Origin of the sequence: Nocardia macrotermitis, from assembly GCF_009604405.1 — a bacterium.
Taxonomy (GTDB): Bacteria; Actinomycetota; Actinomycetes; order Mycobacteriales; family Mycobacteriaceae; genus Nocardia; species Nocardia macrotermitis.
The window spans coordinates 206602-225911 of sequence record NZ_WEGK01000013.1 but is presented as its reverse complement, the minus strand read 5'-3'; the positions used below and the strand labels follow the sequence as shown (position 1 = coordinate 225911).

Annotated in this window: 18 protein-coding genes; 14 read left to right on the top strand and 4 right to left on the bottom strand. The window is 69.0% G+C overall.

Annotated features, from left to right (window positions below; all coding sequences use genetic code 11):
• The first annotated feature begins 63 nt into the window (after positions 1 to 63).
• The 7 genes from NRB20_RS27615 (at position 64) to NRB20_RS27590 (ending at position 4609) form a co-directional block, all read left to right on the top strand.
• Positions 64 to 369 (top strand): type VII secretion target, encoded by a 306-nt coding sequence (locus tag NRB20_RS27615; RefSeq protein WP_319945476.1) that lies wholly within the window; start codon positions 64 to 66, stop codon positions 367 to 369.
• Positions 366 to 1613 carry a hypothetical protein gene (locus tag NRB20_RS37715; RefSeq protein WP_194290031.1) on the top strand — a complete coding sequence of 416 codons (1248 nt, stop codon included), beginning with the start codon at positions 366 to 368 and terminating at the stop codon, positions 1611 to 1613. The genes NRB20_RS27615 and NRB20_RS37715 overlap by 4 nt, the downstream gene beginning before the upstream one ends.
• A 47-nt stretch (positions 1614 to 1660) precedes the next feature.
• The gene (locus tag NRB20_RS37710; RefSeq protein ID WP_194290030.1) at positions 1661 to 1966 is read left to right on the top strand and encodes a PE domain-containing protein; all 306 of its coding nucleotides are present in this window, start codon (positions 1661 to 1663) and stop codon (positions 1964 to 1966) included.
• Positions 1967 to 1986: 20 nt separating this feature from the next.
• Complete coding sequence (locus NRB20_RS27605; RefSeq protein WP_153414070.1) at positions 1987 to 3024, top strand: PPE domain-containing protein; 1038 nt, start codon at positions 1987 to 1989, stop codon at positions 3022 to 3024.
• Positions 3021 to 3830 carry an ESX secretion-associated protein EspG gene (locus NRB20_RS27600; protein ID WP_153414069.1) on the top strand — a complete coding sequence of 270 codons (810 nt, stop codon included), beginning with the start codon at positions 3021 to 3023 and terminating at the stop codon, positions 3828 to 3830. Before NRB20_RS27605 ends, NRB20_RS27600 begins: the two co-directional genes overlap by 4 nt.
• A gap of 106 nt (positions 3831 to 3936) precedes the next feature.
• Positions 3937 to 4245, top strand: a complete 309-nt coding sequence (locus NRB20_RS27595; protein WP_153414067.1) for a WXG100 family type VII secretion target — start codon at positions 3937 to 3939, stop codon at positions 4243 to 4245.
• Between the two features lie 52 nt (positions 4246 to 4297).
• A complete protein-coding gene (locus tag NRB20_RS27590; protein WP_153414065.1) occupies positions 4298 to 4609 on the top strand; it encodes a hypothetical protein in 312 nt (103 codons plus the stop codon).
• Between the two features lie 57 nt (positions 4610 to 4666).
• Here NRB20_RS27590 and eccE read toward each other — a convergent pair whose 3' ends face one another.
• Positions 4667 to 6379 carry a type VII secretion protein EccE gene (gene eccE / locus NRB20_RS27585; protein ID WP_194290029.1) on the bottom strand — a complete coding sequence of 571 codons (1713 nt, stop codon included), beginning with the start codon at positions 6377 to 6379 and terminating at the stop codon, positions 4667 to 4669.
• A gap of 166 nt (positions 6380 to 6545) precedes the next feature.
• Here eccE and eccB point away from each other — a divergent pair, with 166 nt between their 5' ends.
• The 6 genes from eccB (at position 6546) to mycP (ending at position 13915) form a co-directional block, all read left to right on the top strand.
• Positions 6546 to 7994, top strand: a complete 1449-nt coding sequence (eccB, locus tag NRB20_RS27580; protein WP_319945475.1) for a type VII secretion protein EccB — start codon at positions 6546 to 6548, stop codon at positions 7992 to 7994.
• Between the two features lie 67 nt (positions 7995 to 8061).
• Entirely contained in the window at positions 8062 to 9135 is a 1074-nt protein-coding gene (locus NRB20_RS27575; RefSeq protein ID WP_153414061.1) for a glycosyltransferase, read from the top strand.
• Positions 9136 to 9147: 12 nt separating this feature from the next.
• Entirely contained in the window at positions 9148 to 10002 is an 855-nt protein-coding gene (locus NRB20_RS27570; protein ID WP_153414059.1) for a CgeB family protein, read from the top strand.
• A 33-nt stretch (positions 10003 to 10035) separates the two neighbouring features.
• The gene (locus tag NRB20_RS27565; protein WP_153414057.1) at positions 10036 to 10890 is read left to right on the top strand and encodes a CgeB family protein; all 855 of its coding nucleotides are present in this window, start codon (positions 10036 to 10038) and stop codon (positions 10888 to 10890) included.
• Between the two features lie 180 nt (positions 10891 to 11070).
• The gene (gene eccD, locus NRB20_RS27560) at positions 11071 to 12525 is read left to right on the top strand and encodes a type VII secretion integral membrane protein EccD (protein WP_153414055.1); all 1455 of its coding nucleotides are present in this window, start codon (positions 11071 to 11073) and stop codon (positions 12523 to 12525) included.
• Positions 12518 to 13915 carry a type VII secretion-associated serine protease mycosin gene (gene mycP / locus NRB20_RS27555; protein WP_153414053.1) on the top strand — a complete coding sequence of 466 codons (1398 nt, stop codon included), beginning with the start codon at positions 12518 to 12520 and terminating at the stop codon, positions 13913 to 13915. Before eccD ends, mycP begins: the two co-directional genes overlap by 8 nt.
• Before the next feature lie 201 nt (positions 13916 to 14116).
• Here the strand turns inward: mycP and NRB20_RS37705 are convergent, their stop codons facing one another.
• From NRB20_RS37705 to NRB20_RS27540, 3 genes are all read right to left on the bottom strand, one after another.
• Positions 14117 to 15118, bottom strand: coding sequence for a helix-turn-helix domain-containing protein (locus NRB20_RS37705; protein ID WP_194290028.1), 1002 nt, complete (start codon positions 15116 to 15118; stop codon positions 14117 to 14119).
• 276 nt (positions 15119 to 15394) lie between these two features.
• Positions 15395 to 15784 (bottom strand): MarR family winged helix-turn-helix transcriptional regulator, encoded by a 390-nt coding sequence (locus NRB20_RS27545; RefSeq protein WP_319945479.1) that lies wholly within the window; start codon positions 15782 to 15784, stop codon positions 15395 to 15397.
• A gap of 181 nt (positions 15785 to 15965) precedes the next feature.
• Positions 15966 to 16568 (bottom strand): hypothetical protein, encoded by a 603-nt coding sequence (locus NRB20_RS27540; protein ID WP_153414049.1) that lies wholly within the window; start codon positions 16566 to 16568, stop codon positions 15966 to 15968.
• 93 nt (positions 16569 to 16661) lie between these two features.
• On the opposite strand from NRB20_RS27540, the gene NRB20_RS27535 reads away from it, so the two are divergent.
• Complete coding sequence (locus NRB20_RS27535; protein ID WP_194290027.1) at positions 16662 to 19295, top strand: helix-turn-helix transcriptional regulator; 2634 nt, start codon at positions 16662 to 16664, stop codon at positions 19293 to 19295.
• Positions 19296 to 19310 lie beyond the last annotated feature (15 nt).

Genomic DNA, 19310 nt, shown 5'->3' with positions numbered 1-19310 from the left:
GCCCCCGAGGTATCCGACGCGGGCCGAGCTTCACAGGAAGGCAGCCGGGTGGACACTCTGCAGGTGGAACCCAATACATTCCGTCGATACGGCGATACCGCGGCAGGTATGGCCACTGCCGTCGCGGCGGCGGGAAACATCGATCAGGCGGCCAGCGTCGCGGCGGCCACGCCGGTGTTCGGGCTGATCGGCCAGGAGTTCCTGGCCAGCTTCGCCTATGCGCAGGCCAATCACTTCACAGCGGTGAACCAGTTGGCGAACGTCTTCGCCAATACCGCCCTCGCCGCGCACACCGCCGCCGACGCGTACTCCCGGACCGAGGAGCGCAACGCCGCCGACTTCATCGTCGCCGAGCCGACCCAGCCATGAGCACGGACGCCGAATCCCTCACGGCGCCATTACATCCCACGGTTCTGGATGCTCTGCGGAACACTCCCGCCGCGCCGTTGATCGGACAGCCGGGCGCCCAGGTGCTGGCCACCATCGGGCTGCCGGGCGTACCGCAACCGATCGCACTCGCCCCGCTGCCGGGCTTGCCGCCACTACCGGCACTGGATATGACCGCGCTGCTCAAGCCGGTCACGGACCTGTTCGGCGGTTTCGGCACGGGCGCACTGGGCGCGGCCGGTGCGGTCAACCCGCAGTCCCTGCTACAGGGCGTGTTGCAGGGCGTGGGGACGGCCGTGCAACTCGGTCAGCAAGGGCTGCAACTGCTCCAGAGCATGCAGGGGCAGGGCGCCACCGCGGCCACCGCGTCGGGCGTTGCCGCACTGGGCGATTCGGCGTCGGTGTCGGACCAGGCCACCCAGGTGCACGCCTCGCTGGGCGCGGCGGCGACCACAGTGGCCACCGGATCGGCCCAGATGTCCGCGGTGGCGGCACGATTGGTGGCCACCGAGGCGATGCTCGCACCGCTGGCGGTCACCCCGGGTGGCCAGGCCGCACTCATCGCGGCGGCGACCGAGGCCGCGGCGGAGGCGGCCGCGATCACCGCCGCCACCAAGGCCCAACTGGTCGGCCATTCGGCTGTGATGACCCAGGCCGGTAATCCGGTGAGTGTCAGCGGCGGCACCGTCAGTACCGCCGGTAGCAGCTCGCAATCCGAACTGACACAGCTGATCTCGGGCTTCCAACAGGTGATGCAGGTAGCCCAGCCACTGGTGAGCACGGCACTGACCGCCCTGCCCGCCGCCGCGAAGGCCACGGCCGAACCCGTCTCGGCGAACACCGATTCGATGACGACCGGCGCGATCAGCGCGATCGTGCCGGGCGGCATCGCCGCACTCGGCGCCATCCCCAGCGCCGCGGGGGTGCAGGCCATGAGCGCCCGCGCCGCGCTCGGTGCATGGCAGGCCGAGACCGTCGGCGCCGCGGCGGCCAGCCCGGCCGGAACCACTCCCGCAATGGTCGAGGAGCCGCTACCACCGCTGATCCCGTCCGGCGGTGCGCTGGCGGGCGTCCGGGCCGGTGTCGCGACCAGTGCGCCCGCGGCCGGGGTGACCGCCCGCCACAGCGACGAACTGGACGAGGACTCCGAGGAACAGACTCCCGCCCCGGTGATCGGCGCGGTCACCGTCACCGAAACCCCACCGGACACCGCGTTCAGCCTCTGACTCCCGACAGATCCCTCACAGTTCCCCACTCCCACCAGGAGATTCCCGTGAACAAACTGGCTTTCGACCACGAAATGGCCCGGGAGACCGCGAGTCGGCTGGACTCCCTGGCCGACCGCCTCGACGGGCAACTTCACGACGCCCAGCCCGCGCTCGGCCCGGCCGCCGCCGCACTCGACCCGGTCTCGGTGGCCACCGCGCGGACCCTGCACGAGGTCGGCGCGTCGTTCCGGGAGTCGTACCGCACCGGCCCGCACGAGCTGCGCAAGATCGCGGCCAATCTGCGGGCGCACGCGGACTCGTTCGGCAACGCGGACGGCGAGACCGTCGACGCGTTCCGGGCCCTGACATAGACCGTCTCGGGGCGCTGACGATGTTGGATCCGATCCGGCCCGGTTTCACCGGCACCGTGTGGGAGGCGATCCCACCCGAACAGCTGGTGCACGATTTGACCACGGGCCCCGGCAGTACACCGATGACCGAGACCATCGCCGCCTACGGCGCCCTCGCCACCGGATTGACCGAGGCCGCAACGGAATTCCGGGCCATGCTGACGGTCCTGGGCGATGTCTGGTCGTCCTCGTCCAGCGCGGACGGCCTCGCGCAACTCGCCCTGCTGGCCGAATGGCTGGACCGCTCCGCCGAGGCGGCCCGCACCAACGCCGCGCGGGTCGCGCGGCAGGCGGCCGCCTACCAGACCGCGGGCACCGCCGTCCCGCATCTCGCCGAGATGGCCGCGGCGGCGCGCCAGGCCCAGGATCTGGTCCGCGTCACCCTGATCGGGACGCCGCTGGCCGGTTTGCTCGACACCGCCGAACAGCAGCTCGACCTGCTGCGGCAGCAGGCCTCGCGGGCGATGCGGTCCTACGAGTCCGCGAGCGAACCGCTGGCGCATCCCTGGCGGCTGGAGCAGGCGCCACAGGTCTCCGCGGCCGCGAACCTGCTCACCGAACAGTCGCCCGGCTCGCCGCGGCCCGGACACGACGGGCAGCAGGTAGTGGCCGAGACGCTGGAGCCGCAACCGTCGGTGGATGTGTTGTCGCAGCTGAACATCCCCGTCCCGCAACAGGTTCAGATCATTCCGACGATTCCGGTGGACAGCGCGGTGCTGGCCCTGCCCACGGTGCCGCCGACCCCGGTCACCACACCGACCGCGGCCGTCCCGACGGCCGCGCCGGTGGTCCAGTCCTCGGCTGTCGCCACGCCACCGGCGGTCGCGCCACCTCCGGTGCTCCCCGCACCGCCCGAACCACATCCGCCCGCACCCCGCGCGGGCGACGCCGACCCCGACGAGATCACCGGAACGATCGCCGTACACTCCGGATTCGCCACCGCCCCTGCGGTATTGGGTGCCGCCGCCCCCGTCGTCGCGCGGGCCACCCCGGCCCAGACGGTACCGGGGCAATCATGACCACCGCGACCACGCTGACCACCGACGGCGCACTGGCCGTCGCGGCCGCACTGCGCATCCAGACCCTGCCGCTCGCGCTGGCGCTGCACCCGCGCCACACCGACCACCGCGAACTCGACGCGGCCCGGGACGCAGCGCTGTCCGACCTGCGCGAGCGCGGCGTCCTGAACAGCGACGACGAGGTCCGCGACGACGAGCTGGCGACCGCGCTGCTCACCATCGCCCACCCCGAACGTCAGCTGGTCGCCCGCATCCTGCGCGGGGAGAATCCCGACGCCGACACCATGATCCGGTTCTGCCTGGCCCGCCGCGGCCTGGACCACGCCGTGGCGATCCGCACCGATGACACGCTCGAGATCGCGAGTGTCTGGGTCGACGCGGACCCGCTGACGCTCACCCGCCCGCTGCTGTCCGCGCTGGGCCCGTGCGAGCCCGCGGAGATCGCGGTGTGCAGCGCGCCGACCGACGAACTGCGACGCTTCCTCGACGCGACCGATGCCGGTCACACCGGTGGCGGCTACGCGCCGAGCCTTTCCGAGCCCGCCGCGGCGGCCATCGGATCTGCTCTGCGACAACGGCATTCGGTCGCGGAGATCGTCTGCTACAGCCATCGCGACGGCCGCGCCGTCCGCTCCCCCGCCGCGGCCGCGGTGTACGACACGGCCGCCGGACGCATCGTCGGCGGCGGCAGCGTCACCGCCGACGGGCAGACCTGGACCACCCTCTCCCCGGGCAGCGACCACCGGTTGACGCAGGTGATCGCCACGTTGATCGAATCGCTGCCGGAAGGCGGGTGGATGCCCTAGCCCGTGGACGACACCGATACCGGCATCGACCGGCAGCCCGCAGATTCCCCGATCCGTCCGGAGACCACCTCCGCGACAACACACCACCTACTCGAAAGGACATCCCATGTCGACTAATTTCATGGATTTCGATCGGTTCCAGAAGTTCGCGAACGACTACGCCGCCGTCATTCCCCCGATCAACAAGACCATCGACCAGCTGCGCACCTCGGTGGAGGCCGCCAAGAAGGGCTGGCAGGGTGAGGCCTACCAAGCGTTCGACCACTTCTCCAGCACGCTGGAGAGCAACATCACCCAGGTGAACAAGGATCTGGGCATCGTCTCCGACGCATTGGCCCAGGGTGAGAAGACCGTCGCGACCTCCGACAACGAGACCTCCACCGGCTTCACCTCGCTGACCAGCACCTACAGCTGATCCCGTCCCGATCCACCACACAACCTCACCACACCTCGAGAAAGGCGCTTTCATGAGCGGCGGACCAATGCTGTACAACAGCAACACCATCAGCGGCCTCATCAGCGAGCTGGAGGGATACCACAGAACGATCACCACCGAGCGGGAGAATGCCCAGACAGCAGCGACCCAACTGATCAACCAGGCATGGCAGAGCGGTGACGACGGTGGCGCCTCGGCCGCCTTCCATCAGAAGCACAACAAGCTGATCGAAGACCTGGACGGACTGCTGCTGACGCTGTCCAAGGGCATCACGCACGTGAACGACGCAGTGACCAAGGCCAAGAGTACCGACACCAAGGTCGCCGGCGACTTCACCTGGTAGCACCGGAAACCGCGTGCGGGCCCGTCACCCACGAGGTGACGGGCCCGTATCGTCTTGCTACACCGGCACACTCGGCCGCGGCGCCGCGGCGGCGGGCACGCCCACCCGCTCGCCCGCCAGATAACGCAGCTCGTCGGGGATGGACACCATCCGCACCGTGTACTCCCCGGCCGAGGTGCGGATGTGCACCCGGTCGGACCCGTCGGTGGCCGCGATCAGTGCCACATCCACTCCCGCCGCCGTCTCGTCGGTGTCCCCGGCCGCCCGCACGTGCACCACGGTGGCCTCGGACAGCTGCCCGGCGGAGCTGATGCCGTCGTAGACGATCAGCGTCGCGGCCGCGGTGTGCTGCGCGCCGCCGCCCGGATACGACACCGACAGCACCTCGGGCCTGCCGACCTGCGCGGCCAGTGGCGCCCAGCCCTCGGGCCGGCTGCTGTGCACGACCACCCGCGCACCCAGCGCCATCGCCCGCACCGTCGCCTGCTGCGCCAGCAGCAGGCCGCCCACGATGTCCACCCGGCGCACGCCGGGACCGAAAAGCGGTACCGCGACACCGAATCCGTCCTCGGTGGCGCCGATCACCTGACCGGTGCCACCGGCGGGCACGGTCAGCCGGGACAGCGCCGCGGGTGCGCCGTACCCGACGGCCGCGTGCTGACCGCCCTCCAGCAGCACCCGCCGCTGCACTCCGGGCAGTGGTTGCAAACCCAACTCGGACAACATCTTCCGGGTTCCGTCGGGGACCGGTCCGACGGTGTCGTGCCGCACCAGCCCGGTGATCGCCACCCGCCCCGCCGGATCCTCGCGGGCCCCGGGAGCCGTACTCCGGCTCACCCGCAACCGCACCATGGTCGAGTTCCCGGGCACGGCCCAGATGCCCGCCAGCGCCTCGGTGGTCAGCCGGTCCGGGTGGATCGCGTATCCGGCGAGTTCGAAGTCGTTGCGGTGCAACGCCTGCCAGCTCTCCCGCCAGTCGCCCGGGATGTCCTCACCGCGGACCGCGGTCTCCGCGGCCGCCAGTTCCGCGGCGGTCAGCGCCCGCGCCCGGACCCGGTGCCGGGCCAGCCGGTTGATCACCCGCCGGGTGGCGATCACCATCGCGCGCGCGGCCCCCTCCGGACCGCCGCCGCGATTACCGATCGCGTCGGCGTTGTGCTGCGGATCGAAGCGCAACACCAGCCAGACGGTGCGTACCGCGGTCGCGGGCAGCGGGCCCAGCATGCGCTCGTAGATGCGCACCGCCTCGTGCCCGCCGCTGGTGCGCACGCCGAGCGCGACGACGTCGATGGCAGCGAGGCGGATGTCGAACTGGGACAGGCAGCGCGCCACCTCGTCCAGCGGGATCGGATCGACGGTGCGAATCTCCTTGGGGGACAGCAGGGTCGGTGCCACGACCCGTGGCTCCATCTGCAACATGGTGATCAGACACCCGTCCTCCCAACGCATTCCGTACTTCACGTCGGAATCGGGTACCGGTGCGTCGAACGCCGCGGCGCCCTGCCCGACATCGCCGCGGCGCCGGTTCCGCCACCGTAATGCCAAGCGCATGAACAGCAGCCGCCAGATATTCACCCCTCGTGCACGAACCGTACAGAGCGCAGCCACCGCGACCCCGGTCCCGATCGTCGCGGCGAGCGGGCCGTGCAGCGCGATCACCAGCGTCCCGGCCGCCGCCCCGAACGCCGTGGCGCACAACACAACCGGCAGCGGAAACCACCGGGACGCACCGGATTCGTCGGGCGCGGACAACCGTGATTCCGTGGTCACCGCCGGTTTTTCCGAACCTTCCCGTGCATTCTCTGTACTTCTCATTTGCGATCGAATAACTGGAAGTTTGCGCATTCGGTTGTCTCCCTAGAGCATTCACCCGGGAATTACTGTAGCCTCCGATAGGCCCGACCGTTGTGCACGCGGCACGGTGAAGGAGTGTGCAGTGCCAGCACAGTTGACCACTCGAGCTCAGGTCAATGGATACCGTTTTCTGCTACAGCGTTTCGACCACGCGCTGGTACGCCGTGATGTGCGCATGCTGCACGACCCCATGCGGATCCAGTACCGCTCCTTCGTCACCGGGCTGGTGTTGGCGATCCTGGTCACCGGGGGCTGCGCGATACTCGCCTTCCTGCATCCGCAGGGGCAGGTCGGGCAGGCGAAGATCATCTCCGAACCGGGCAGCAGCGCACTGTACGTCCTGGTCGACAACACCCTGCACCCCGTGCTGAACCTGGCCTCGGCCCGCCTGATCACCGGTACCAACGAGACACCGGCCTCGGTGCCGGAGAAGAAACTGGCCGGACTCGCGCGCGGCCCGCTGCTGGGTATCCCGGGTGTGCCCGCGGCACTGCCCGGCCCGGCCGATCACCAACGTTCCGACTGGACCCTGTGCGACGACATCTCGACCGGCGTGAAGACCACGGTCCTGTCCGGACCGCCGCGACTGGGCCCGGCCATCCGCGAGGGTTCCGGCGACGCGCTGCTGGTCGTCAACGGCACCGCGACCTACCTGCTCTACGACGGCAAACACGCGCGCGTCGACATGAACGACACCGCGATCACGACCACCCTCGGCCTGCGCGGGCTGCGGCCCCGGCCGATCAGCGACGGACTGCTGAACGCCACGGTCACCGTGCCGGACCTGGACACCCCGACCATCGCCCGGGCAGGTACACCGAGCGACGTGCGGGGCGCGAAAGTGCCTGTCGGCGCGGTGATCCGGGTCGACAACATCAACAACACGACGTTGTACGCGGTGCTCGCGGACGGGCTACAGCCGTTGTCGCCGTTCGCCGCGCAGGTCCTGCGCAGCGCCGGATCCATGGGCCAGACCGACATGATGCGGGTCGCACCCGACGCGATCGCCGGGGTACCGATCGTCGACGAACTCCACGTGGACCAGTTCCCGGCCGAGCCACCGCACATCCTCTCGGCCGACGACGACCCGGTGTCCTGCGTGCACTGGACCCGCGGCACACACGACCCGACCGCGACACTGAACCTGCTGATCGGCAAACAGGTGCCACTGAGCTCGGACATGCACCCGGTCGCCCTGGTCGGCGAAGGCCCCGACAAATACGCCGACGCCGCCTACATCCCCCCGTCGACCGGCGAATACGTGCAGGTCACCGATATCGCGCCGGACAGCACCCGACGCGAGGTGCTGTTCTACATCACCGATACCGGCGTGCGCTTCGGCGTCCCCGACGCCGCCACCGCCGCCATGCTCGGCCTGTCCGATCCGAAACTCGCGCCCTGGCAGATCGTCAGTCGGCTGCCCACCGGCCCGATGCTGGACCGGCAGGCCGCGCTGATCGCCCACGACACCCTGGCCGCCGCGAGCAGTGGTCCCGCCGACACGCCGACTCCCCCGTCCGGCAGGCGGTGATCACCCGGACCGGATCGCCGACACCGCAGCAGCCACGAGCCAACTGTCAACGAGAACGAGTGAGTCGATGAGATTTCATGTAGCCGCACTGCCACACACCCAGACCACCAAGCACTACTCGCCCTGCGCCTACACCCAGAAGGTGCGCAAGTTCTGCGACATGATGATGAGCCTCGGGCACGAGGTGTTCCTGTACGCCTCGGAGGAGAACGAGGCCGCCTGCACGGAACTGATCACGGTGGTCACCAAGGAGGATCAGAAGGAGTGGTTCGGCGAGAAGACCCTCGCCGACGGCTTCGACTGGTTCAGCTGGAACCCGCAGGACCGGCACTGGCTCATCGCCAACGCGCGCACCATCGCCGAGATCTCCAAGCGCAAACAGCCGCGCGACTTCCTCTGCGCCATCGGCGGCGGCGGTCAGCAGCTGCTGGACCAGGCGTTTCCGGATCTACAGACGGTGGAGTACGGCGTCGGCTACAGCGGCGTCTTCTCCAAACACCGGGTGTTCGAGAGTTACGCCTGGATGCACGCGGTGCACGGCGCGCGCACCACGGTGCAGAAGATCATGTCCGAGCGCGGCCAGTTCTACGACGCGGTGATCCCCAACTACTTCGAGGTCGAGGACTTCCCGTTCGCCGCGGAGAAGGACGACTACTTCCTGTTCATCGGCCGCTTGATCGAGGCCAAGGGCTTCCAGATCGCGGTGGACACCTGTAAGCGGCTGGGCGCGAAACTGATCGTCGCGGGGGCCGGGCGGCCGCCGGAGTTCGGCGAGTACGTCGGCGTGGTGGATGTCCAGCGGCGCGGTGAACTGATGAGCCGGGCGCGCGGGGTGTTCGTGCCGTCGCTGTATCTGGAACCGTTCGGCGGTGTACACGCGGAGGCGATGCTGTGCGGGACGCCGGTGATCACCACGGACTGGGGCGCGTTCAGCGAGACGGTCCAGCAGGGCGTGCAGGGCTACCGCTGCCGCACCCTGCGCGAGTTCTGCGATGCCGCCGAATCCGTCGACAAGCTCGACTACCAGGCGATTCGCGAGTACGCGATCTCCAAATTCTCCACCGAGGTGGTGGCCAAGCAGTACGACTACTACTTCCAACGCCTGCACACCCTGTGGGGCGACGGCTTCTACACGGTGTAAGGCGACGCCGCCATGGATTTCAACATCACGGTGTGCGATCCGAGCAGGACCTCACCCGCGTTCGACGACGTGATGATCGCCGTCTCCGCCGCCCTGCGCGACCTCGGGCACAGCACGGTGAGCAGCTGCGCGCCGCAACCCGGCCACATCGACGTGCTCTTCGGCCATTACCTTGCGCCGCAACGCTTTCCGGACGCGTCGGTGGTCTATCAGCTGGAGCAGGTCTGCGAACACGGACTGCGGCACGGGCTCGTGCAGGTGAACGCGTTGCGCCGACACGTCGTGTGGGACTATTCGCGGGCCAATGTCGAGTACCTGCGCACGCTGGGTGTGCAAGCCCACTACGTGCCGATCGGGCATCACCCCGCGCTGCAACGCGTCCGCGCGGCGCCCGAGCAGGATATCGACGTGCTGTTCTACGGCGTCGGCGGCCCGCGCCGGGAACTCGTCTTCGGCGAGCTGCGCCGGGCCGGGCTGCACATGGTGCACGCCAACGCCGTCTACGGCGCCGAGTTGGACGCGCTCATCGCTCGGTCCAAGGTGGTGCTGAACCTGCACTCGCGCAAGGATTTCCGGGCATTGGAATCCGTCCGGGTCGGCTATCTGATGAGCAACCGCAAGGCGGTCGTCGCCGAGGTCAACCACCACGACGACGATGACGAACTGAGTGCGGGGATCGTCGCGGTTCCCTACCACCGGCTCGTGGAAGCCTGCGTCGGCCTGGTCCGCGACGACACCGCCCGCGCCGCCCTCGAGGCGAGGGCCTACGACGTCATCTCCCGCCGCCCGACCGCGCACATCCTGACCGACGTTCTGCACACCGTCCAGCCCCTCGCCCCCCGCGTCGGCGCGTGGGGTCCGCACTGACCGATCGCACATCGTTCCGGAGAACCGACTCACATGCATTTCAACGTCACCCAGCCACGGGGCCAGCGGCGCCCGATGTATCTGGAGATGATGGACATGGTCGCCCGCAGCCTGCGCGAACTCGGCCACAGCACCACGAATCGGTACGGGTACGACCCCGACCTGATCAACGTGGCGTTCGCCTATTTCGACGCAACGCACGAGTTCACCTCGCGATCGGTGTTCTACCAACTGGAGCCGATCTGCGGGTGGCGGATCGGGGTGAACCACTTCCCGTTCGACGCACTGCGGGCGAATGTGGTCTGGGACTATTCCCGGCACAATATAGAGGTTCTCCAGACCCACGGCGTACATGCCCACTACGTGCCGATCGGGCATCATCCCGCCCTGGAACGGGTGCCGCATGCCGCCGAGCAGGACATCGACGTGCTGTTCTACGGTCTGAACACCCCGCGACGAGTCGCGATCATCTCGGCGCTGCGCCGGGCGGGGCTGAACGTGGAGTACCACCACCGGACCTACGGCTCCCAGCTGGATCCGTTCATCGGGCGGGCCAAGGTGGTGCTGAACATGCACGGGCGGTCCGACTACCGGACGCTCGAGTCGTTGCGGGTCGGCTATCTGATGAGCAATCGCAAGGCGGTCGTCTCCGAGATCAACCACCGCGATGACGACGACGACCTGGGCGCGGGCATCGCGGGGGTCCCCTTCCCGCAACTGGTCGACACCTGCGTCGATCTGGTGCGCGCCGAGGACGAGCGAAACAGGTTGGCGGACAAGGCCTATGCCACCATCTCGCAACGTCCTTTCAACGACGTCCTGGATCACGTGATGGCCACCGTCGAACCACTCGACACCTTCGCCGGCGCCTGGGGTCCCCGTGGTTGACCTCGATACCACCCGCGCGGACATCATGACCGCCTTGTCCACACCCCTGCGCAACTTGGGTCACGTGACGAAAGAGGTCCGTGCCCCTGTGGGGATCGGTCACGTGCAAGTTGATGTGCTGCACACCGCCGAAACCCTCGATCCTGCCGCGCGACGGCCGCAACCCCGGGAGTTCGTCCGATGATCGAGCCGACAACCGCCGAACCGCAACTGTGCCGGGTGTCGGTGATCGGCGGCGACACCCAGGTGGATGTCGCGCTGCCCGCCGCGGTCCCGATCGCGAACTTCATTCCGGAAGTGGTCGCGCTGATCGCGTCGCGCGATCCGCACGCGGCCGAGGACGACGGTGACGCCGCGTTGCGGGCCGGGCACTGGACCCTCGCCCGGCTGGGGCAGGAACCGATCGAGCCGCACCGGTCGCTGACCGAGGCCGACGTGTTCGACGGTGAGCTGCTGGTGCTGCGCGAAGCGGAGACCGTGGAGGCGCCCGCGCTGTTCGACGACGTCATCGATGCGGTCGCTCGATTGACCGAAAGTTCTTTCCGCGGTTGGCATTCCGGGACCGCGACGCTGGCGGGCCCGGCGGCCGCGGTCGCGGGCAGCGTCGGGGTGGCGATCCTGCTGCCGCTCGCCGACACCCAGGGCTGGGGTGTGGTGGCCGGCGCGGCCGGGCTGCTGGTCGGGCTGCTGACGCTGCTGGCCGCGACGCTCACCTTGCGCATGTATGCCGACCGCTACACCGCGACCGGGCTGGCGCTGTGCGGCCTGGTCATCAGCGGGGCCGGGGCGGCCGTGCTGGTCCCCGGCGCGTTCGGTGCGCCGCAACTGGTACTGGGCTGCGCGGTCGTGCTGCTGCTGACCGTCGTGATGATGCGTCTACTCGACACGGGCACCACCGGTTTCGCGGCCGTGATCACCACCGCGATATTCGGCACCGCCGTCGCCGGGACGCTCACGATGTGGCCGATCGGCCTGCCGCAGGCGGGTGTGATCGCGCTGATGTTCGCGCTGCTGACCATCACGTTCACACCCCGGATCGCGGTGGCCGCGTCCCGGCTGCCGGTGCCGCCGGTGCCGACCGCCGGTGGTGTGATCGATCCGCGCGACCACGAACAGCGCCCCACCATCGAGGGCATCGGCGCGATCGGGGCGACCACGATTCCCTCGGCCGCCGGGCTGGACGAGCGCGCCCGGCGTGCCAACGAATACCAGTCCGGCATGCTCATCGGCCTGGTGCTGGTCACGGTGCTGGGCGCGCTGGCCACCGCCGCCTCGAACGAACATCGTTGGCAGGGCGCGGTATTGGCGGCCGCGACCGGTCTGGTGCTGTGCCGGCGCGGCCGCAGTTTCGCGGACCGCACCCAGGCGGCGACGCTGGTGGTGGGTGGCTGCGCGGTGCTGATCGGCACCGCGGTGCTGCTGGGCGCGCACTGGTCCGGGACGGCGCTACCGGCGGCCGGGCTGCTGGTGGTGTTCTCGGTCGTCGCGGTGCTGGTCGGCGTCGTCGCGCCCCGGGTGACGGTGTCGCCGGTCATGCAGCGGGCCGGTGAGGTGCTCGAATACGCGTGCATCTGCGCGATCGGGCCGCTGGCATTCTGGTTCCTGGACATCTACACCCTGGCGCGCAATGTCTGAGCTGCGCATCGGCGCGGCGATCCGCCGTCTCGGGGCCGCCGCGACCGCGTTGACACTCACAATGCTGACACCCGGGCCCGCCGGGGCCGTCGCACCGCCGACGGTGGATCCGCACGCGCTGATCCTGGGTTCCCCGGTCGCCCCACCGGAGGCCACCCAGCAGCGACTGGTGTGCGCGAAACCACTCTGGAACGGGCCCGCGCCGACCGGTGAACCGGCGGTGCAGACCGCGCTCGAATTCGATCGGGCGTGGCAATTCAGCCGTGGCGCAGGACAATTGGTCGCGGTGATCGACACCGGTGTGAACCGGCATCCGCGGCTGCGCGTCATCCCGGGCGGGGACTACGTCTCCCATTCGGACGGCACCGCCGACTGCGACGGGCACGGCACCCTGGTGGCGGGCATCATCGCCGCGCACGCCGCCCCGGATCGCGGCGACCGGTTCTCCGGGGTGGCCCCCGAGGCGACGATCCTGTCCATCCGCCAGACCAGCCTGGCCTACACGGCCTCGAGCAGTTACGGCGAGAACCGGCCCGGCCAGATGTCGGCCGGTGGTTACGGCAACGTCGTCACCCTCGCCTACGCGGTCGTGCACGCGGTGGACCTGCACGCGACGGTGATCAACATCTCCGAGGTGTCGTGCTCGGCGGCGGGCCAGAATTCCGGCGACGCCGCACTCGGCGCGGCGCTCCAGTACGCCGCCGACCACAATGTGGTGGTGGTCGCCGCGGCTGGAAACCTGCAGGGTAACGGCACCTGCAAGACCCAGAACGGCACCACCGGCTGGAATTCGGTCACGACCGTGGCCACTCCGGCCTGGTTCACCCCCAACGTGCTGTCCGTCGCGTCGGTCGAGGCCGACGGCTCGCCGTCCTCGTACACCCTCTACGGACCGTGGGTCGGGGTGGCCGCACCGGGCAGCAATCTGATGTCGTTGGACAGTAATCCGGGTGGGACCGGCCTGGTCAACGGCATCCCCGAGGCGGACGGGAGCATCGCCCCGCTGGACGGCACCAGTTTCTCCTGCGCCTTCGTCTCCGGGGTGGCGGCGCTCGTGCGCGCGCGGTATCCGCGGCTGTCCGCGGCACAGGTCATCGATCGGATCGTGCGCACCGCACACGCGCCCGGCAATGGTCGCGACGATCGCATCGGGGCCGGGATGGTCGACCCGGTGGCGGCGTTGACCGCGGATCTCCCCGCCGCGTCCGCGCCCGCTCCGGTGACCGGCCGCGCGCTGCCCATCCCACCGGCCGCAACGCCGGTGGATCCGTGGCCGACCCGCATCGGTCTCGGTGGCGCGCTGGGCTGCCTGATCCTGTTGGCGATCGTGCTGGCGGTGTCGACGCCGTTCCGCCGCCACGGTCCGCTCGAACTTCCCGGCGACGACTGATGAGGTCGCTCGCCGCGGTACGAGATCACCGACACCTCGATCGACACAACCGAATGCCTTGCGGTGCGGCATAATCGACCGATGCCGCCGAATGCCTCGCGGCGTAACCCCAATCGACCGACGCCGCCGAACACCATGCAGCGCAACATAATCTACCGACGCAGCCGAATATCGTGCGGTGCAATGTATTCGATGGCCGCCCTACTCCCGGGCGCGATCCGTCGCGGGGTCGACCTCCTCATGCGGCGCGCGGGCGAACCTGGTGGGCGTCTGCCCGTACTGCGCTTTGAACGCGCGAGTGAAGTGGCTGCTGTCGGTGAACTGGTACCGAGCGGCGACCTCCGAAACGCCCAGTCGCTGCTCGGGCGGTGCGACCAGATCGATCCGGGCCTGCTCGAGCCGATTGCGACGAATGTAGGCCGCCATCGTCTCCCCGGTCGACGAAAACGCCCGGTGCAGGGTGCGCACCGAGACGTTGAGCTGACGGGCCAGCTCCGCCGGGGTGAGATCGGGGTCGGTCAGGTGCTGGTCCGCGATGTCCATCGCCGCCCGGGCCAGCGCGGATGCCAACCGGGGCTCGACGTCGTCGAGTTCCCGCCGAATGGCCCCTTTGACCAGTTCCAACAGGGCATCACGGGCGGCCTGCAAGCCGGCCGGGGTGAGGTCGCCCGCTATCTCGCGGATCGTGTAGGTGTGCGCGGTGAGCACGCGCATCTCGGCCGAGTCGGTCGATCCGCGGACCAACCGGCCACCCAGCAGCGGCGCGACGACGGCGGCGGGCAGCAGCAGAATGTCTGCCATCGAGCCGAACGCCATGTTGTACAGCGCGTACGGCCCGTCGCGGCGCACGATGAAGCCACCCGCCGGAACGGTGACGTCCTCGCCGCGCTCCTCGGGCGTACCGAAACGCCAGGAGCCGTGCCGGATCAGGTGCATCAGTACGCCACCGTCGGCCAGCGTGGTCCGCCCGACGTACGACGCGGTGTAGATGTCACCGATCATCACGTCGTGGACCGAGACCGAGCGGATGTTGACCTTGAATTCGCGCGTGGTCGCGGCATCCAGCTCGTTCGGCCGCCACGACTCGCCGACCTGCGCTTCCCAGTCCCGCCGGAAGACGTTGAAGCCTTCGCGGGCGGTGCGGGAGGTGGTGACGTCCGTCGCGAACGTCCTCGCCGGGCTCGATGCCGATCCGTTTGCCATCGTCAAGGTCCTCACCACGTGGCACGTAAGTCCAAAAATGTGGCGCTGAGGTACGTGTCGGCCCCGCATCACGGGCATAACTTAACTTCATGACCGATTCAACGCATCTCGACAGCGAGGCCGGGTATCCCACTCGGCCCGGCTGTCGGCGGCACCGACACGGAGGCCGCGAAACATGGCCTGCCCGAACGGTTCTCCGCTGTGAACTGGGACACCTTCACCGAATCCCCTGCCCGGAACCGCATCTCGTCGAGACCGGCGATCCGGCCGCGGCGGCTATGTCCGCGGGTCGTAACCCAGTGCGGTATCGAGTAATTCGCCGAGCTGATCGAGTTGATCGGCCGTCAGGCCGCCCAGTGACGAGTCGATGACCCGATCCATGATCTCCTGACCGGCGGCACGCACCCGCTCGCCCTCATCGGTGAGGCGGTGCCGGACGGCCCGCCCCGGCCCCGGAACCCGCTCGATCAGCCCACGCTCGGCCATCCGGTTGGCCAGTGAGCCGAAGGATTGGTCGGTCTGGAAGGTCAGTATCGCGAGGTCGTGCAACGAAGCGCCCGGCCGAATATGCAAGTGGCGCAATGTGTCCCATTGCACAAGCGAGACCCCCAGCGGCGCCAGCGCGCGATTGAGCGCGCGGTGATGGCGATGTTGCAGCCTCTTCACCGCCAACGATACATCCGTAGGCCGGTATTTCACCCCGAAAATGCTACCCGGGGATGCACCCTCTTTACATAAAGTCGCTGATATAAACCTCCTGTTATAAGGTTGCTGATATCCGCGACTCGATCTAGTGAGAACGAGTAATGAGCACTCCGAAAACCCCACGCTGCCAGGCGATTCCACCTCAACCGACCATCACGGCATCGCCCCGCACGCCCATCTCCCGAACGAGCCGGGCCCGCACGTCGGCGACCACCCGCCAGGTGTACCCGAGCGCGGCCACCGCCAGCGCCACCGCACCGCACCACAGCAGCACGCCCACCAGTACCTTGCCGCCGTTCGGCAGCGCTGTGGCGGCACCGAGGTCGGCCAGGCCGATGATCAGTACGGCCAGCCCCCACGCGGCGCTGATCCGGCGGTCGGCGTCCACGAACTGCGCGCCGTCCTGTGCCGGGGTACAGTACCGGGCGATTGTCGCGGTGAAGGGCACGAAGAGCACGGTTCCCAGCATGAAGACGGCCAGCAGCATGAAGGTGATACAGCACCCGTACGTGGCCAGGAAGTGCTGGGCCGACGCGCCGCCGCCGAAAGCGAGACCGGCGACCGCGGCGAAGATCACCGATTGCGCGACGGGTACGGACGCGATCTTGCGTTCGGAGGTCAGCATCGCGACGACGAGTGCCACAGTGGTCGCGACCACCGCCGCGGAATCGACGCGGATCACACCGTCGAGCGATGCGAACACCGCCAGTGGCACGAAACCACCGATCAGTGGGGTCGGATTCACCCGAACCTCCTCGGAAAGTGAAGGGGGCGTACACAATTGACTGCCAAATCAGCAGTGCGACCGAGTATCGTACGAAAGTCCGCCCGGGCGACTGTGCAAAACTGCCAGTCCCGTTCCGAGGTCACCGATCGGTCCCCGCGCTGGAGCGCCGAACAGCATGCGGCACTGTCCGAGTCGCTGCGCCGCGCAAGGGACGGACAGCCCACCGTCCTGTTGATCGAGGGCGGGCCCGGCTCGGGTAAGACGACCTTCCTGCGTCGAGTGGTGGCCGAGGCACAAGGATTCCACCTGCTGCAACTACAGCCCGACGACGACCGACCGCAGCCGTTCTCCGTACTTCACGAATGGGGAGTTCCGGACACGGCCGTCGATCCCGGTCCGACTGTGGCGCAGGGGGCGAAACTGCTGCGCGACCGGATCGAGCAGACCCGGTCCGACGCACCCGTCCTGCTCGTCGTCGACGACACCGAGCTCCTCGACACCGAATCCAGCGACATGATCGCGCGCCTGGTCGAGCGCACGTTCTCCGATCGTCTCCTGGTCGTGGTGGCCACCCACTCGCTGACCTTCCCGACCCTGGAACCCTGGAAACGCCTGAAACTCGACACCGACCGGACCATCCACCTCGAACTGAGCGGCCTGTCCGAATCGGCATTCAGCGACCTGCTCACCCGGGCCTGGCCGGACGCGGACCCCGCCCTGTGCACCCGGCTGTGGCGGTACACCAGCGGCAATCCGCTGTACCTGCAACACCTGCTGCACGATTTCACCCTCGACGAGATCCGCGATACCGACGAGCCACCCGCACCGGCTGGTCTCATCCACTGTTTCCTGGAACTGCTGGATCGACTCGACACCACTGCGACGTCGCTGTTGGCGGCGGCGATCGTGCTCGGAGACCGCTGGACCGCACTGCCGACCGTCGCCGCACTGGCCGAACTCGAGGATCCCGCGGGAGCCCTCGAGTCGCTGCGCTTACTGGGCGTGATCGACTCGCGCGGCACCCCGGACCGGCTCGAGATCCGGATCACGAACGGCATCATCCGCGCCGTCGGCACGACCGCCATCCAACCGGCGCAACGCCAGGCCCTGCACCGCCGGGCCGCCGCTCTGACCGACGCGCCGATCGACGCACTGCGACACCGCTACCTCGGCAGCGACGGCCCCGACGACGACCTCGCCGACGAGTTGGCCGCGACGTCCTGGGCACTGCACCTGTCCCGGGACTACCGGCAGGCCAGCCTGACCGGCATGTGGTCCAGCCGGGTGTCCTCGAATCCCGTTGTGCGCGAACGTCGTTACCTGGACGCCCTGTTCGATCTGATCCTGGCGCGCGAACTGGACGCGGTCGACCGGCACCTGGCCCGGCTCGACGAGGTGCACGACGAGGCCCGACGCAAACTGGTCGAGGCGTTCCTGCTCGCCAAACGCTGGCGGGGCCTGCGGTCCGCAGCGGTGATCCTCTCGATTCCCGCGCCCCTGATCGATGCCACGGATCCGTGCACCCGGCTGCGGCTGTACCTGCTGGACGCCTGGCTTCAGGTCACCATCATCGGATCGGTCGAGCGGGCACAGCGATCCCTGGAACTCGCGGACGAACTGGACCCGATGTCGGATCCCTGCCTGACCGAGTACTACTACATCGCCTCCGCGGTGGTACAGCACCACGGGGTGCGGGGACCGCGTCCGCGCGAGGGCGGCATCGATCTGGACGGCGTCTGGATCGGCGTGGTCGCGGCCAGCACCGGTCTGCCGGACGTCGCGGTCCGCCAGCTGGAGCCGTACGCCGCGCAGCTCGACGACGACCTGCTGATGATGACGATGCGCGACGGCGAGTTCCACGCCATGCTCGGCTACGCGTACTGGCTGCGCGGCGACTGGTCGCGAGCCCGGGAGCGGATCGATGCGGCGCTGGCGTTCGGCTCGGTGCACCCGATGGTCCGCGCCGTCGCCGTACTGGCCGACGTGGCCGCCGGTAATCCCGACACCATGGCCCAGCATCGCGCCACCGCCCGCGCGGCCCTGTGGGAGTACCCCGCCACACCCGCCATCGCCATGGCCGTCACCTCGGAGTTCCTGTCCCTGCGTCTCACCGGTCAGCCCACCGACCGCTATCTGGAGACGCTGAACAAGGATTTCGGTCCGCTGATCTGGTATCACGCGGAACCGGAGATGTGGCAGCTCACCCAGGGCATGATCAACGCGGCGGCGGGCCGCCCGGAGGAGGTCCGGAAGCTGGCCGCGAGCCTGGCGGACGCCCCGGAACACATCGTCTGGCGAGCGGGCGCGTCCGCGTGGTTGCGCGGACTCGCCGCCGAATGCGACGGCGATCCGCAGCAAGCGGCACGTCATCTGAACGAAGCCCGCGCACACGGCATGGCCGAACTGCGCGTCCACCGCGTCCTGCTCGCCGCCGATCTGGCCCGGGTCCGCCGCACCCTCGGCGACGAGGCCGGCGCCGCCGAGGCGCAGCGCGAATCCGACGCCCTGCTCGCCGGAATCGAGGGCGCCGGATATCTGATCACACCCACGGTCGACCCGCTCGCGCAGCTCAGCGACCGCGAACGCGAGGTGGCGAACCTGCTCACCCAGGGTCTGAGCTACGCCCAGATCGCCACCGAACTCTGCGTTTCGCGCAGCACCGTCGGCTTCCACCTGTCCAACATCTACGCCAAGACCGAGACGTCCTCACGCCACCAGCTCACCGACCTGGTCCGGAACGGCTGAGCGATCCGCGATGCA

Excerpts from the sequence above, each read along its gene's own strand:
- NRB20_RS27570 (WP_153414059.1), top strand. The coding sequence starts at position 9,148 with ATGGATTTCAACATCACGGTGTGCGATCCGAGCAGGACCTCACCCGCG.
- NRB20_RS27565 (WP_153414057.1), top strand. The coding sequence starts at position 10,036 with ATGCATTTCAACGTCACCCAGCCACGGGGCCAGCGGCGCCCGATGTAT.
- mycP (WP_153414053.1), top strand. The coding sequence starts at position 12,518 with ATGTCTGAGCTGCGCATCGGCGCGGCGATCCGCCGTCTCGGGGCCGCC.
- NRB20_RS37715 (WP_194290031.1), top strand. The coding sequence starts at position 366 with ATGAGCACGGACGCCGAATCCCTCACGGCGCCATTACATCCCACGGTT.
- NRB20_RS27605 (WP_153414070.1), top strand. The coding sequence starts at position 1,987 with ATGTTGGATCCGATCCGGCCCGGTTTCACCGGCACCGTGTGGGAGGCG.
- NRB20_RS27595 (WP_153414067.1), top strand. The coding sequence starts at position 3,937 with ATGTCGACTAATTTCATGGATTTCGATCGGTTCCAGAAGTTCGCGAAC.
- NRB20_RS27590 (WP_153414065.1), top strand. The coding sequence starts at position 4,298 with ATGAGCGGCGGACCAATGCTGTACAACAGCAACACCATCAGCGGCCTC.
- eccD (WP_153414055.1), top strand. The coding sequence starts at position 11,071 with ATGATCGAGCCGACAACCGCCGAACCGCAACTGTGCCGGGTGTCGGTG.
- NRB20_RS37705 (WP_194290028.1), bottom strand. The coding sequence starts at position 15,118 with ATGGCAAACGGATCGGCATCGAGCCCGGCGAGGACGTTCGCGACGGAC.
- NRB20_RS27575 (WP_153414061.1), top strand. The coding sequence starts at position 8,062 with ATGAGATTTCATGTAGCCGCACTGCCACACACCCAGACCACCAAGCAC.
- NRB20_RS27600 (WP_153414069.1), top strand. The coding sequence starts at position 3,021 with ATGACCACCGCGACCACGCTGACCACCGACGGCGCACTGGCCGTCGCG.